Genomic DNA, 12520 nt, shown 5'->3' with positions numbered 1-12520 from the left:
GCGCGCCGGCGTTGTTGAGGGCCTCGTAGGCCATGCCCGCCGACATCGAGCCGTCGCCGATCACCGCCACGCAGTTGCGTCGCGGGAGCCGGTCCGCGTCCGGTCCGGGCTCCCCCTTCTCTCCCGCCCGGGCCTTGGCCGCGGCGACGTCGAGGTCGCGGGCCACCGCCATGCCGAGTGCGGCCGAGATCGAGGTCGAGGAATGGGCCGCGCCGAAGGGGTCGTATTCGCTCTCCGAGCGCTTGGTGAAGCCCGAGNGGCCTTGGCCGCGGCGACGTCGAGGTCGCGGGCCACCGCCATGCCGAGTGCGGCCGAGATCGAGGTCGAGGAATGGGCCGCGCCGAAGGGGTCGTATTCGCTCTCCGAGCGCTTGGTGAAGCCCGAGAGGCCGCCGCCCTGGCGCAGGGTGCGSATGCGGTCGCGCCGCCCGGTGAGGATCTTGTGCGGATAGGCCTGGTGGCCGACGTCCCACACGATCCKGTCGTCGGGSGTGTCGAACACGTAGTGCAGCGCCACCGTCAGCTCGACCACGCCGAGCCCCGAGCCGAGATGCCCGCCGGTCACCGAGACCGCGTCGATCATCTCCCGCCGCACCGCATCGGCCACAGCCTGCAACTCGCCCTCGGGCAGGGCCCGCAGCGACGACGTCTCGACAAGACCGTCCAGAATCGAGGNAGACCGCGTCGATCATCTCCCGCCGCACCGCATCGGCCACAGCCTGCAACTCGCCCTCGGGCAGGGCCCGCAGCGACGACGTCTCGACAAGACCGTCCAGAATCGAGGGTTCGGCTTCTATCCGTGACACAGAGAGGACCTCACGTCCGGAGGAAAGAGACGGCCGCAACGTTCTGCGACCGTTCGACAAATCGGGTTCTCACCGGTCGGGTTCTTGCCCACCGGGTTCTTGCCCGCCGAGTTCTTGCCCACGGTCATGGCGGGGTCATTCCACGTCGAGGGGCGCGGTCCCGGTGGCGCGCCCGGCGGGATCGTGGGTGATGGTCTGGATGCGCGCCTCGGCCCGCTGCAACAACGCCTCGCAATGGCGCTTGAGGCCCTCGCCGCGCTCGTAGATCGCCACGGATTCGTCGAGCGGCACGTCGCCCTTCTCCAGGCGCCGCACGATGTCCTCGAGCTGCGCGATGGCGGATTCGAAGGGCAGGTCGGCCTCCACCGCCGGCACGGAGCCGGTCTGCGGGGGCGACGCCGTGGCGGGTCGGGCTGCGGTCATTCCTCGGGTCCATCCTCGGTGCCGGTTTAGGCCCGAGCGGCCTCACCCGGCAAGCCTGCCGGCTACGCAGGGTCGTCGGACGGGGAGAAATCGCCGTTCGTGGCGTCGTTTGCGCCACACTCGTCGCGTGGTTCACGAAGCGCCGGAGCCGGCAGATCGAGGCGAAACGGCGTTCCCTCGAAGGCCTCGGCGCCGCGTCCGATGGCAGCGATGGCCGCCGCCATCCGACCCTCGCGCCCGAGCATCGCATCGGCCACGGCGACGAGGCGCGGGTTCGGGGTCGCGCTCGGGGCGGCCGCCCGCAGCGTCTCGGCGATGGCCGCCTCGTCCCGGCCGGGATCGAGGGCGCAGGCCACGACGAAGGCGGCGGCCGTCGAGCGGCCGATGCCGGCATAGCAATGGATCACCAGGGGGCTTACCCGGTCCCAGCCCTCGGCCACGGCCAGCAGGGCGCGGACATGCGCCTCGGCGGGAAGGACGTGACCCTCCAAAGGCACGGCGATGTCGCTGACGCCGATCACGCAATGGCGCCCGGGCGCGATCCCCTCCGGCCGCACCACCGGGGTGCCGACGGTGGCCAGCGTGATCACGTCGCGGGCGCCCGTGGCCGCGATGGTCTCGTCGAGCCGCGACAGGGGGCAGACGTAGAGAGCGGCCGTCCCGGTCATGGTGTCGTCCCGGTGGAGGTGCACAGGTCGCCGAAGCGCGTCAGGAAGCGGGCTTGTGCCTGCGCCGTCGGCCAGGGGTCGAGCAGGGCCGCCACCGGATCCGGCAGCGGCAACGCCTCGCCGAAGATGCGCCCGGCCTCCGCCACGTCGAAACCGGCCAGACGGGTCGCCTCGTGGCGGGCCGCGACGGCGTCCGACCGCTTGACCAGGGCGCGGACGGCCGCGGACGGGGGCGCCAGGCCGAACCGCAGCCGGATCGCCGCCAGCAGGCGGATCTCCACCGCCTTGTAGGACTGGCCGATCGCCGCCTTGAAGGGCGAGATCAGGTCGCCGACCACGTATTCCGGGGCATCGTGCAGCAGGAGTTCGAGGCGGTCCGCCGGGGTGGTCCCGGGCTCGAGGTGGCGGCCGATCGCCTCCACCAGGAGGGCGTGCTGGGCCACCGAGAACACGTGCGGTCCGTGGGTCTGGCCGTTCCAGCGCGCGACCCGGGCGAGCCCGTGGGCGATGTCGGCGATCTCGATGTCGGCGGGCGAGGGATCGAGGAGGTCGAGGCGGCGACCCGACAGCATCCGCTGCCAGGCGCGGGGCGCGGCCGCGCTCATCGGGAGAGGGCCGCGCACGGGGCGTGGCGATGGCAGCCCACGAGGTGGTCGTTGACCATCCCCACCGCCTGCATGAAGGCATGGACGATGACCGGCCCGCAGAAGCTGAAGCCTTCGGCCTTGAGCGCTTTGGCCATCCGGCGCGAGACCTCGGTCTCGGTCAGGATCTCGGTGCGGCTGGTCGCTTCACCCTGGATCGGAGAACCCTCCACGAAATCCCAGAGAAAGCGCGAAAAACCGGGGCCGCTCTCCTCGATCCGGAGGAAGGCCCGGGCGCCCGCGACGGTGCCGACGATCTTGGCCCGGTTGCGGATGATGCCTGTGTCCCCCATCAGCCGCTCGACATCCGTCTCGTCGAACCGGGCGATGGCCTCCGGGTCGAAGCCCGCGAAGGCGCGTCGAAAAGCGTCGCGCCGGCGCAGGATGGTGATCCAGGACAAGCCGGCCTGGAACCCGTCGAGGATCAGTTTCTCGTACAGGGCGCGGCCGTCGTGCTCGGGCATGCCCCATTCGGTGTCGTGGTAGGCGACATAGGTCGCGTCCGTGCCGGCCCACCAGCAGCGGGCGCGGCCGTCGGCATGGTGGATCAGGCCGGTGGCGTCGGGGGGCATGGCGGCGGTTTAGCGATACGGATCGGGAAAGACCAACCGGCGTCCGCTAACCGGGTTCGCCCAGCAGCGTATCGAGGTCGCGACCGCCATAGAGGATGCGACCGATCACGATGAATTCCTCGTCCACGCTGAACACGATGGTGACCCGACGCTCGAATCCGATGGTGCGCAATCCTGGCCGCAAGTCATCGCGGCGCGTGCCGCGCTCGGGAAAATCCCGAAGCCGAAAGCAGGCCGCTTCGAGGCGGTCGATATAGGCACCGGCCCTGGCTCGGCCCGACTGCTCGGCGATATAGTGATAGAGACTGAAGAGATCGGTTTGCGCGGCTTCGCGGAAGACGAGTTCGGCCGCCATGCCGCTTAACCCCCCTGCCCTTCGGCTTTCATCGCCTCGGCATGATAAGCCCGAAGGCTCGCGAAAACCTGACCGGCCGGAAGGCTCGGCCTGGGATCATCGAAGGCCGCGTCGATGCTGCGCTTGAGTGCGGCGCGATGCTCGCCGAGCGAGGCTTCATGATCTTCGAGAAGGCGCAGTGCCGCGCGGACGACGTCGCTGGCGCTTTCAAATCGCCCACTCTCGACCTGACGCTGGATAAAGCCGTCGAAGTGCTGGCCCAGGTCTACGTCCGGCATCGTCATCATCCCTGCGACGGTGATCATGTCTGCGACAGGAAGGCGTCCGGCCGCGATTGTCAAAGCGGGCCGTCCGGGCTGTCTACCCCGCAACGCCGACCTCGGGAAACGCGAAGGTCGCGAACGCCGGCTTCTCGACGCCGAGGACCGTGCCGCCCGCCCGCAGCGGCTCGCCCAGCGCCAGGGCGTCGGCCAGGCGGTCGAGGCGGATCATGGCAAGTCCGCGGGTCCCGGCCCGGCTGCCGGTCACCCCGAGGGTCTTCTGGCCCGCGGTGACCTCGGTTCCGGGTGCCGGCGCCTCGCCCGAGACGAAGACCACCGGCACCACGCGGGTGCGGGCGCTGCCCCGGTGCTGCATGCGCGAGACCACCTCCTGGCCGACGTAGCAGCCCTTCCTGAAGTCGACGCCGCCGATCTGGTCCATCAGCGCCTCGTGCGGGAAGGCGTCGCCGTAGGGAAAGTCGCGCCCGCCCTCGGGTATGCCGAGGCCGATGCGGTGGGCGTGGTAATCCTCTTCCGTGGCGTCGGCCGAGAAGGCGCCTTGCGAGAAGTACAGCCGCGCCCCCAGCGCCGGCAGGCGCGCGTCCTCGGCCCGGGTGACCCCAGCCCGGGTGACCTCTGCCGCGGTCGTCGCCCCGTCCCAGGCGGCGGCGACGCCCAGCGTCGGGTCGAGGGCGACGGCGACCTTGGCGCGCAGCTTGTAGAGGCCGAGGCGCTTGACGAGGTCGCCGGCCCGCTCGGCCGGCGCGTCGAGGGCAAAGCCGTCGCCCCGGCGCGAGACCAGGAAGTCGAACAGGATCTTGCCCTGCGGGCTCAGGAGCGCCCCGAGCCGGGCCTCGCCCGGTTGGAGGGTCTCGACGTTGCAGGTGACCACGCCTTGGAGGAAGCTCTGCGCATCCTCGCCGGTGAGGGTGACGACGGCACGGTCCGGCAGCAGGGCGATCGGCATGGCGGTTCCTGAAGCGGCGTTGCGCGCCGCGCATCGCTGACATAAGCCGCCGCCATCCCCGTCTCAACGCCGACCCGGAGCGACACCGATGGACCAGCCCTTCGATCTCGTCCTGGCCGGCGGCACCATCGTGAACCAGGACGGCGAGCACCGGGCCGATCTCGGCCTGAGGGACGGGCGCATCGCGGCCATCGGCGACCTCTCCGCGGCGTCGACCGCCGAGCGGCGCGACTGCACCGGCCTGCACCTGCTGCCGGGCGTCATCGACACCCAGGTGCATTTCCGCGAGCCGGGGCTCGACCACAAGGAGGATCTCGAATCGGGCTCGCGCGCCGCCGTCATGGGCGGGGTGACGGCGGTGTTCGAGATGCCCAACACCGACCCGCTCACCACCAGCGCCGGCACGCTCGCCGACAAGGTCGCCCGCGCCCATCACCGCATGCATTGCGACTTCGCGTTCTGGGTCGGCGGCACCCACGAGAACGCGCATGAGGTCGCCGCGCTCGAACGCCTGCCGGGGGCGGCCGGGATCAAGGTGTTCGTGGGTTCCTCCACCGGGGCGCTGCTGGTGGAGGACGATGCCGGCGTCACCGAGATCCTCCGGCGCACCCGCCGCCGCGCCGCCTTCCACGCCGAGGACGAGCCGATGTTGCGCGCGCGCAAGGGGCTGCGGGTGCCGGGCGATCCGTCCTCGCATCCGGTCTGGCGTTCGCCCGAGGCCGCCCTGAAGGCGACGCAGCGCCTCGTACGCATCGCGCGGCGGACGGGCGCGCGCATCCACATCCTCCACATCTCCACCAAGGAGGAGATGGCCTATCTCGCCGACCACAAGGACGTGGCGAGCTGCGAGGTGACGCCGCACCACCTCACCCTCGACGGCACGGAAGCCTACGCGCGGCTCGGCACCCTGGTGCAGATGAACCCGCCCGTGCGCGATGCGTCCCATCGTGACGGGATCTGGCACGGGCTCTCGCAGGGCGTCGCCGACATCCTCGGCTCGGACCACGCCCCGCATCTCCTGGAGGAAAAGGCCAGGCCCTACCCCGAGTCGCCCTCGGGCATGACCGGCGTGCAGACCCTGGTGCCGGTCATGCTCGACCACGTCGCCGCCGGCCGGCTGTCCCTCGCCCGCTTCGTCGACATGACGAGTGCCGGCCCCAAGCGCCTGTTCGGCATCGCCCGCAAGGGACGCCTCGCGGTAGGCTACGACGGCGACGTGACGGTGGTCGACCTCAAGCGCCGCGAGACCATCCGCAACGGCTGGATCGCCTCCACATGCGGCTGGACGCCCTACGACGGCGTCACCGTCACCGGCTGGCCGGTGGGGACATTGGTGCGCGGCGCCTGCGTGATGTGGCAGGGCGAGCTGCTCGCGCCGGGCCGGGGCGAGGCGGTGGTGTTCGAGGAGACGCTGGCGGCCGCACCCGAGAGTGTGGATTTCTCGGCGGATGGGCTTTCCCCGCAGGGGCCTGCGGGGTCCAAAGCCATTCCTTAACCCTATCGGCGCCAGCATCCGCTTTTCGCGAGGATGCGGGCCCATGCGTAAGACCGTGCGAACAGCCCTCTTCGGGCTCTTGCTCCAGGTCGCTGCGGTGGTGGGCGCCGGGCCGGCCGTCGCCGGCGATTGCAGCGCCAGGGCCGTCGACGTCCTGAAGGCGGCATCGCCGAACGGCTATTCGGTCTTCCGGGCGATCGCGGACAAGGCCTTCTTTCGCACCTGGATCGATTGCGAGGACGCCCAATACGCCTTGCCGACGGCCGTGCACGAATCGGTGCACATGCTGACCGCCGATGGCGATGCCTATCCGCTGGTGGGGGGCGGCGCGGTCGGGCGCCCGCCCGAAGGTACCGCCCTGTTCGCGCCTGCCAGGATCGCGCGGCAATTCCGGCCGGGCCTGTTCGTGACCACCTACCTGCGTGCAGGCGGCGCGACCTCGGCGACCGATTTCCGGTACCTGCTCGACGAACTGAACGCCTACACCCACGACCTCGACACGGCGCTGGCCCTCGACGACCTGCGCACGCCCGACCGCCGGCCGTCCCACCGCGACGGTCTGTCCGCGCTGATGAGCTTCGTCGCGCTCTACGTCGAAGCGGCCGAGGCCGACCCGGTCGCCTGGGCCGCGTTGAAGCGTCCGGACACCAAGGCCGCCATCTCGGCGCTTTGGGGGCAGGCGGAGCGCACGATGGTGGCCTCCTGCCGGATTCCCGATCTCGGCACCGAGGACCGGATGTTCCTCGCCAAGCTGTGCGGGCGGGGTCCGCAGGCCGCCCTCGAACGGCTCCTGGGGCGGGCGCCCGTCTGCCCGAAGGCGTGCCTGGCCGTGCCGAAGACGGCCAGTCGCGATTGACCGAGCCCGTCACCGGCTGGATGCGGCGGTGCGCGGCCGCATCCGGCCGTTTCGCCTACTAGCAGCCGCAGCCGTGATAGACGTTCCGGACGCTGTTGCTGTGGACGTATTGCGTCGGCAGGCGCTGCACGCTGGACACGCTCACGTTGTGGATCACCGGGACGGAATGGTGGTGGACGCGGGTCACCGTATGGACCTGCACGATCGGGCGGACGCGGGTGACGTTGTAGATGTGGCGGGTCTTGTGGACGTAGTTCGTGCGCCGGACGTCACGATACTGCGTCATGTGCGAGACCTTGTTGACGGTCCTGTACTTGTAGACGGGGGAGACAGGACCGCACGAGCGACAGCCGGCATTCGCCGCATCCGACGTCCCCATGAAAGACACCGCTGCGATCAACGCGGCAGAGACGGCAGTGATGGATTTCATGATCATCGATTCCTTGTCTTAAAAACCGTTCGCGCTTGACTTAACCAAGCGCGGCTCCTTTGGCCAAGCTTCATCGGCGGACTACGTAGTTTTCGCGGGTATCCTTCGGAGCACTTCGAGATGTCGCCTTGACCCGGCCGCGATCCTCGAGAACGCCTCCGGTCTCCCGTCCACGGCCTTGACGGAGGCGTCCGGAACCCTGCGCGCTGTCCGCGGCCTCCCCGCATCGGTCCGGCACCTCACGGTTGAGGCCCTCGGCTGCCGGACCGATCGGCTAGACCATCGCCGCCCGGCCCGGCGTGAGCGGGGCGATCCTGAGGCCGGTGCCGACGCGGTGGACGAGGGCGCCGTCGGGGCCGCGCTCGACGCGCAGCAGGCGTCCGGCCTCCGGGCGCCCGACCGCCGTCACCAGGCGGCCGCCGGGGGCGAGGGATTCGGCCAGATGCGCCGGCAGCGCCGGACAGATGCCGCTGACGAGGATGCGGTCGAACGGGCCGTCGCCGGGGCGGTGTGCCAGCCCGTCGCCGATCTCCACCACCGCCTCGTCGAGGCCGTCCGCCTCGAGGCGCTCGCGCGCATCCCGGCCGAGGCTGGCATAGCGTTCGATGCTGCGGACATGGGCGGCGCCGAGGTTGACCAGCAGCGCGGTGACGTAGCCCGAGCCGGTGCCGATCTCCAGCACCCGCGCCCCGGGCTGCACCGACAGGGCCGTCAGCATGGCGGCGATCGCCGTGGGGGCGGTCATGGTCTGGCCGCAGGCCAGCGGCAGGGCGATGTCGCGGCGGGCGAGGTGGCGGTGACGCTCGGGCGCGAACCGCTCGCGCGGGACCCGCTCCATCGCCCGCAGCACGGCGGTGTCGCGCACCCCGTGCCCGCGCATGGCGAGCACGAAGGCGGCGTCCTCGATGGCGCCGGCCTCGTGGTCCATGGCCGCGCCGCCGCTCAGGTCAGTCCTCGAAGGCGAGGGCGAAGCGGGTCAGCGTCGGCTCGTCGGTGAGGTCGAGGCGCAGCGGCGTCACCGAGATGCGGTTCTCGGCGATGGCCTTGAGGTCGGTGCCGTGGCCCGGCTCGAACCGCGCCTTGTTGAAGGCCAGCCAGAAATACGGGTTGCCGCGCCCGTCCTGCCGGGCGTCGATGGCGAGCAGCGCCTGGTTGCGAAAGCCCTGCGCGGCCACCGCGACGCCTTGGACCTCCTCGGGCTCGCAATCGGGGAAGTTGACGTTGACGACGATGCCGGGCTCGATCCCCGTCTCCAGGATCTTCCTGACCACGGCCGGGCCGTGGGCGGCCGCGCACCCCCACTTGATCGCCCCGCGCCCGCCCGCGCCATAGGCCTGGCTCAGCGCGATCGACCGCACGTTGAGGATGGTGCCCTCCATCGCCGCCGCGATGGTGCCCGAATAGGTCACGTCCTCGGCGACGTTCTGGCCGCGGTTGACCCCCGACAGCACCAGGTCCGGCCCGTGGTCCTTCAGGATGTGGCGCACGCCCATGATCACGCAATCGGAGGGCGTGCCCTTCACGGCGAAGCGCTTCTCGGAGACCTCGCGCAGTCGCAGGGGATCGTTGAGCGACAGCGAGTGCGACACGCCCGACTGGTCGCTCTCGGGCGCCACCACCCAGACGTCGTCGGACAGCGACTTGGCGATGCCCTCCAGGGTGGCGAGCCCGGGGGCGTGGATGCCGTCGTCGTTGGTGACCAGGATTCGCATCAGGCCTTGTGTCCTTCGGTTCGCTCGGATCCTGCGATTCGCTCGATGCCGCCCATATAGGGTTTGAGCACCGACGGCACCGTGACGCTGCCGTCCGGGTTCTGGTAGTTCTCCATCACCGCGATGAGGGCACGGCCCACCGCCACGCCCGACCCGTTGAGGGTATGGACGAAGGCGGCGCCCTTGCCCTCCTTGGGGCGGTAGCGCGCGTTCATCCGTCGCGCCTGGAATTCGCCGCAGACCGAGCAGGACGAGATCTCGCGAAAGGTCCCCTGCCCCGGCATCCAGACCTCGATGTCGTAGGTTTTCTGGGATGCGAAGCCCATGTCGCCGGTGCACAGCGTCATCACCCGGAACGGCAGGTCAAGCTTCTTCAGCACGGCTTCGGCCGAGCCGAGCATGCGCTCGTGTTCCTGGGCCGACTGGTCGGGCGTGGTGATCGAGACGAGCTCGACCTTGTTGAACTGGTGCTGGCGCAGCATGCCGCGGGTGTCGCGCCCCGCCGAGCCGGCCTCGGCGCGAAAGCACGGGGTGAGCGCGGTGAAGCGGAGCGGGAGCTCGTCTTCCGTCAGGATGGATTCGCGCACGAGGTTGGTGAGGGGGACTTCGGCGGTGGGGATGAGCCAGCTACGTGTCATTTCGAGCGATAACAGCTTAGTTGAGGCAGAAGTATATTCCTCTATGAGCTTTTGATACTCGGACCGCGCATCAAACATTTCACCCAAAGATTCTTGCTTGCCCTTGTTTGCATAATCAACCATCTGGCGCTGAAGGTGCTGAATCGCATCGCCGTTCCCTACGAAAAACTGATCGTCCCGAAACTTCGGCAGCTGCGCCGTGCCGAACATCGCCTCGTCGCGCACCAGGATCGGCGGCGCCACCTCGGTGTAGCCGTGCTCGCCAGTGTGCAGGTCGAGCATGAACTGGCCGAGCGCCCGCTCCAGCCGGGCGAGCTGGCCTTTCAGCACCACGAAGCGCGCCCCCGACATCCGCGAGGCCGCCTCGAAGTCCATCAGGCCCGAGGCTTCGCCGAGCTCGAAGTGCTGTTGGCCGGTGGCCAGATGCGGGCGGTTGGCCTCGAAGGTCCGGTATGCGACGTTGCCGTGCTCGTCGGCGCCCTCGGGCACCTCGGGCTTGGGGCTGTTGGGGATCGCGGCGAGTTTGTCGTCGAGCATCCGGCCCGCCTCGGCCTGCGCCGTCTCCAGGCTGGGCGCCTCGTCCTTCAAGCGGGCCACCTCGGCCATCAGTTCGGCCGCCCGCGCCTCGTCCTTGGCCTTCTTGGCCGCGCCGACCTCCTTGGAGAGCGCGTTGCGCCGCTCCTGATTGGCCTGCGCCGCCGAGACCGCGCCCTTGCGCGCGTCGTCGAGCGCGATCAGTTCGGCCGCGAGGGGCGCGAGACCGCGCCGCCTGAGCGCGCCGTCGAAGGCGTCCGGGTTCTCGCGGATGGCGCGGATGTCGTGCATGGGCGGCTCGGTTCGCGTGAGGCCGGACCGCTTTGCAGCATCGGCCCAGGCGCGACAAGGGCGAGGGGATCCCCGCGCTTCATCCCAGTCGCCGCAGCGGCGCCGGCGTCTCGGACGGCTCCGGGAGCCGCGGCACCGCATGGTAGCCGCGGCCGGCATAGACCAGCCCCTCCCCGCCGCCGGGGGCGGCCAGGGCGACGACGGCGCAGATCAGCACGTCGTGGCTGGCGACGCGGGTGCGGCCGACGATGCGGCAGTCGAAGGCGGTGAGCGCGCCCGCCAGCACCGGGGCGCCGGTGGCGAGGCGGCCCCAGGCGGCGGCGGCGAAGCGGTCGTCCATGGGCGTCCTGCCGCCGAAGGCGCCCGACACCGCCACCTGTTCGGCGCTCAGCGTGTTGACGCACAGCACGTCGTTGCCGCTGAAGGCCGCGTAGGCCGAGGAGGCGCGGTTGAGGCAGACCAGCAGGGTCGGCGGCGCGTCGCTGACGCTGCACACGGCGGTGGCGGTGAAGCCGGCCCGCCCGCCCGGCCCGTCCGTCGTCACGAGGTGGACGGCACTGGCGAGGAGCGCCATCGCATCGCGATAGGGCGCGGCCTCGACCGATGCGGCGCTGGAATTCGATGTCATCGCGGCCTCGGAGGTCAGCGGCGCAGGGCCAGGAAGGCGAGCAGGCCGGCGTTGAAGGCCTCGCTCTGCGTGACGCTGTGGGCGTGGCCGCCCGAGGGCGCAAGCTCGAGCCGGGCCTCGGGCAGCCCCGCGGCGAGATCGCGCGAGCAGGTCCAGGGCACCAGCACGTCGTCCTGCGCCGCCATCAACAGGGTCGGCGCCGCGATCGCGGCGAGACGGCCGCAGAGGTCGAACCCCTCGATCGCGGCGATCCGCGCCAGGGTGTTGGCGGCCCCTGGGAAATGCGCCAGGGCATGGGCCTCGTCGGCCGCCACCCGCTCGGCGTTCTGCGACAGCCAGGGGGCGGGATAGAGGAAGATGGCTTGCGCCCGCACGTAGGCCTCCGCGCCCACGTGGGTGAGGAGCGCTTTTCGCGCGGCAAAGCAGCGTTGGGTCGCCGTGTCGGTCCTGGCCCAGCCGTTGACGACGACGAGGCGCCCGACCCGCTCGGGCGCGAGGAGCGCCATCTGCAGGCCGATCAGGCCGCCCAGCGCATGGCCGACCACGTCGCAGGTGGCGACGCCGCAGGCGTCGAGGACACGCAACGCGTCGCGGGCCATGGCGGCGATGTCGTGGCCGGGCTCCAGCACGTCCGGCGAGCGGCCGGTGCCGCGGTGGTCGTAGGCCACCACGCGGGCGTGTTCGGCCAGCGCCGGGATCTGGGGCGCGAAATAGCCCGCCGAGCCGCCGAGCCCCGGCGACAGCAGAACCACGCGCTCGCCGGCCCCGTGGACCTCGTGATGGATCGGCGCCGCCATGCCTCGGGCCCTTCCTCAGGACTTGCCGACATGGGCGACGGACGCGATCTCGACGAGGGCGTCGGGCTTCACGAGGCCGCATTGGATGCAGTAGCGCGCCGGCTTCTCGCCGGGGAAGTAGCTGGCGTAGACCGCGTTGATGGCGGCGTAATCGGTCCAGTCCTTCAGGAAGACGTGGTTGAAGGTCACGTCCTCCATGGTGCCGCCGGCGGCCTCGACCACGCCCTTGATGGTCTCGAGGACGTGCCGGGTCTGGGCCGTGGCGTCGCCGACGTGGACGACGTCGGCGTGCGCGTCGAGGGGCAGCGTGCCCGAGACGTAGAGCACGCCGTCGGCCAGCGTGCCGGGGACGTAGGGCGCCAGCGGCTTGCCGGTGCCGGGGGGGACGATCACGGTCTTGGGCATGGTTTTGGGGTGCTCCCGTGAGTTCTGCAGGGAAGGGAGA

The 12520-nt window shown here is 70.7% G+C and carries 15 protein-coding genes and 3 pseudogenes; 2 read left to right on the top strand and 16 right to left on the bottom strand.

Features of this window, described 5'->3' with window-relative positions:
- From ASG40_RS22615 to ygfZ, 9 genes and pseudogenes are all read right to left on the bottom strand, one after another.
- A pseudogene (locus ASG40_RS22615) lies at positions 1–257 on the bottom strand (1-deoxy-D-xylulose-5-phosphate synthase N-terminal domain-containing protein); the annotation flags it as partial.
- A gap of 1 nt (position 258) precedes the next feature.
- Positions 259–674: pseudogene (locus ASG40_RS21415) on the bottom strand (1-deoxy-D-xylulose-5-phosphate synthase N-terminal domain-containing protein); the annotation flags it as partial.
- A gap of 266 nt (positions 675–940) precedes the next feature.
- Entirely contained in the window at positions 941–1228 is a 288-nt protein-coding gene (locus tag ASG40_RS18460) for an exodeoxyribonuclease VII small subunit (RefSeq protein ID WP_055888942.1), read from the bottom strand.
- A gap of 152 nt (positions 1229–1380) precedes the next feature.
- Positions 1381–1896, bottom strand: a pseudogene (locus ASG40_RS18455) (tyrosine phosphatase family protein); the annotation flags it as partial.
- On the bottom strand, positions 1893–2501 hold the full coding sequence (locus tag ASG40_RS18450) for an HD family hydrolase (RefSeq protein WP_082494648.1): 609 nt from the start codon (positions 2499–2501) through the stop codon (positions 1893–1895). The gene ASG40_RS18450 and the pseudogene ASG40_RS18455, both read right to left, overlap by 4 nt.
- On the bottom strand, positions 2498–3112 hold the full coding sequence (locus ASG40_RS18445; RefSeq protein ID WP_055888938.1) for a DNA-3-methyladenine glycosylase I: 615 nt from the start codon (positions 3110–3112) through the stop codon (positions 2498–2500). The genes ASG40_RS18450 and ASG40_RS18445 overlap by 4 nt, the downstream gene beginning before the upstream one ends.
- Positions 3113–3158: 46 nt before the next feature.
- Positions 3159–3467 carry a type II toxin-antitoxin system RelE/ParE family toxin gene (locus ASG40_RS18440; RefSeq protein WP_055888935.1) on the bottom strand — a complete coding sequence of 103 codons (309 nt, stop codon included), beginning with the start codon at positions 3465–3467 and terminating at the stop codon, positions 3159–3161.
- A gap of 5 nt (positions 3468–3472) precedes the next feature.
- Positions 3473–3772, bottom strand: a complete 300-nt coding sequence (locus tag ASG40_RS18435) for a type II toxin-antitoxin system ParD family antitoxin (protein WP_055888932.1) — start codon at positions 3770–3772, stop codon at positions 3473–3475.
- A 55-nt stretch (positions 3773–3827) separates the two neighbouring features.
- Positions 3828–4694 carry a CAF17-like 4Fe-4S cluster assembly/insertion protein YgfZ gene (ygfZ, locus tag ASG40_RS18430; RefSeq protein WP_055888930.1) on the bottom strand — a complete coding sequence of 289 codons (867 nt, stop codon included), beginning with the start codon at positions 4692–4694 and terminating at the stop codon, positions 3828–3830.
- Between the two features lie 88 nt (positions 4695–4782).
- Here ygfZ and ASG40_RS18425 point away from each other — a divergent pair, with 88 nt between their 5' ends.
- Both ASG40_RS18425 and ASG40_RS18420 read left to right on the top strand, forming a co-directional pair.
- The gene (locus tag ASG40_RS18425) at positions 4783–6189 is read left to right on the top strand and encodes a dihydroorotase (RefSeq protein ID WP_082524143.1); all 1407 of its coding nucleotides are present in this window, start codon (positions 4783–4785) and stop codon (positions 6187–6189) included.
- A 43-nt stretch (positions 6190–6232) separates the two neighbouring features.
- A complete protein-coding gene (locus tag ASG40_RS18420) occupies positions 6233–7045 on the top strand; it encodes a hypothetical protein (RefSeq protein WP_055888928.1) in 813 nt (270 codons plus the stop codon).
- Positions 7046–7103: 58 nt separating this feature from the next.
- On the opposite strand, the gene ASG40_RS21410 is transcribed toward ASG40_RS18420, so the two are convergent.
- The 7 genes from ASG40_RS21410 to rutC form a co-directional block, all read right to left on the bottom strand.
- Positions 7104–7475, bottom strand: a complete 372-nt coding sequence (locus ASG40_RS21410) for a hypothetical protein (protein WP_156387806.1) — start codon at positions 7473–7475, stop codon at positions 7104–7106.
- A 274-nt stretch (positions 7476–7749) separates the two neighbouring features.
- Complete coding sequence (locus tag ASG40_RS18410) at positions 7750–8403, bottom strand: protein-L-isoaspartate O-methyltransferase family protein (protein WP_055888925.1); 654 nt, start codon at positions 8401–8403, stop codon at positions 7750–7752.
- 19 nt (positions 8404–8422) lie between these two features.
- Complete coding sequence (gene surE, locus ASG40_RS18405; protein WP_055888923.1) at positions 8423–9187, bottom strand: 5'/3'-nucleotidase SurE; 765 nt, start codon at positions 9185–9187, stop codon at positions 8423–8425.
- Positions 9187–10650: a serine--tRNA ligase gene (gene serS, locus ASG40_RS18400; RefSeq protein ID WP_055888921.1), complete on the bottom strand. Its 1464-nt coding sequence runs from the start codon at positions 10648–10650 to the stop codon at positions 9187–9189. The genes surE and serS overlap by 1 nt, the downstream gene beginning before the upstream one ends.
- Positions 10651–10729: 79 nt before the next feature.
- Positions 10730–11278, bottom strand: coding sequence for a flavin reductase (locus ASG40_RS18395; RefSeq protein WP_055888919.1), 549 nt, complete (start codon positions 11276–11278; stop codon positions 10730–10732).
- A 14-nt stretch (positions 11279–11292) separates the two neighbouring features.
- On the bottom strand, positions 11293–12075 hold the full coding sequence (gene rutD / locus ASG40_RS18390) for a pyrimidine utilization protein D (RefSeq protein WP_055888917.1): 783 nt from the start codon (positions 12073–12075) through the stop codon (positions 11293–11295).
- A gap of 15 nt (positions 12076–12090) precedes the next feature.
- Entirely contained in the window at positions 12091–12480 is a 390-nt protein-coding gene (rutC, locus tag ASG40_RS18385) for a pyrimidine utilization protein C (RefSeq protein WP_055888916.1), read from the bottom strand.
- Positions 12481–12520: the final 40 nt, after the last annotated feature.

Origin of the sequence: Methylobacterium sp. Leaf399, assembly GCF_001424525.1 — a bacterium.
Taxonomy (GTDB): domain Bacteria; phylum Pseudomonadota; class Alphaproteobacteria; order Rhizobiales; family Beijerinckiaceae; genus Methylobacterium.
Note: the sequence above shows the minus strand (reverse complement) of the source record. Positions and strands in the feature narration are given on the sequence as shown.

Bases quoted from the DNA above. Each gene is read 5' to 3' on its own strand.
- ASG40_RS21410 (WP_156387806.1), bottom strand. From the start codon at position 7,475: ATGAAATCCATCACTGCCGTCTCTGCCGCGTTGATCGCAGCGGTGTCT.
- rutD (WP_055888917.1), bottom strand. From the start codon at position 12,075: ATGGCGGCGCCGATCCATCACGAGGTCCACGGGGCCGGCGAGCGCGTG.
- ASG40_RS18445 (WP_055888938.1), bottom strand. From the start codon at position 3,112: ATGCCCCCCGACGCCACCGGCCTGATCCACCATGCCGACGGCCGCGCC.
- surE (WP_055888923.1), bottom strand. From the start codon at position 9,187: ATGCGAATCCTGGTCACCAACGACGACGGCATCCACGCCCCCGGGCTC.
- ASG40_RS18425 (WP_082524143.1), top strand. From the start codon at position 4,783: ATGGACCAGCCCTTCGATCTCGTCCTGGCCGGCGGCACCATCGTGAAC.
- ASG40_RS18435 (WP_055888932.1), bottom strand. From the start codon at position 3,772: ATGATCACCGTCGCAGGGATGATGACGATGCCGGACGTAGACCTGGGC.
- ASG40_RS18460 (WP_055888942.1), bottom strand. From the start codon at position 1,228: ATGACCGCAGCCCGACCCGCCACGGCGTCGCCCCCGCAGACCGGCTCC.
- ASG40_RS18395 (WP_055888919.1), bottom strand. From the start codon at position 11,278: ATGACATCGAATTCCAGCGCCGCATCGGTCGAGGCCGCGCCCTATCGC.
- ASG40_RS18420 (WP_055888928.1), top strand. From the start codon at position 6,233: ATGCGTAAGACCGTGCGAACAGCCCTCTTCGGGCTCTTGCTCCAGGTC.
- rutC (WP_055888916.1), bottom strand. From the start codon at position 12,480: ATGCCCAAGACCGTGATCGTCCCCCCCGGCACCGGCAAGCCGCTGGCG.
- ASG40_RS18450 (WP_082494648.1), bottom strand. From the start codon at position 2,501: ATGAGCGCGGCCGCGCCCCGCGCCTGGCAGCGGATGCTGTCGGGTCGC.
- serS (WP_055888921.1), bottom strand. From the start codon at position 10,650: ATGCACGACATCCGCGCCATCCGCGAGAACCCGGACGCCTTCGACGGC.
- ASG40_RS18410 (WP_055888925.1), bottom strand. From the start codon at position 8,403: ATGGACCACGAGGCCGGCGCCATCGAGGACGCCGCCTTCGTGCTCGCC.
- ygfZ (WP_055888930.1), bottom strand. From the start codon at position 4,694: ATGCCGATCGCCCTGCTGCCGGACCGTGCCGTCGTCACCCTCACCGGC.
- ASG40_RS18440 (WP_055888935.1), bottom strand. From the start codon at position 3,467: ATGGCGGCCGAACTCGTCTTCCGCGAAGCCGCGCAAACCGATCTCTTC.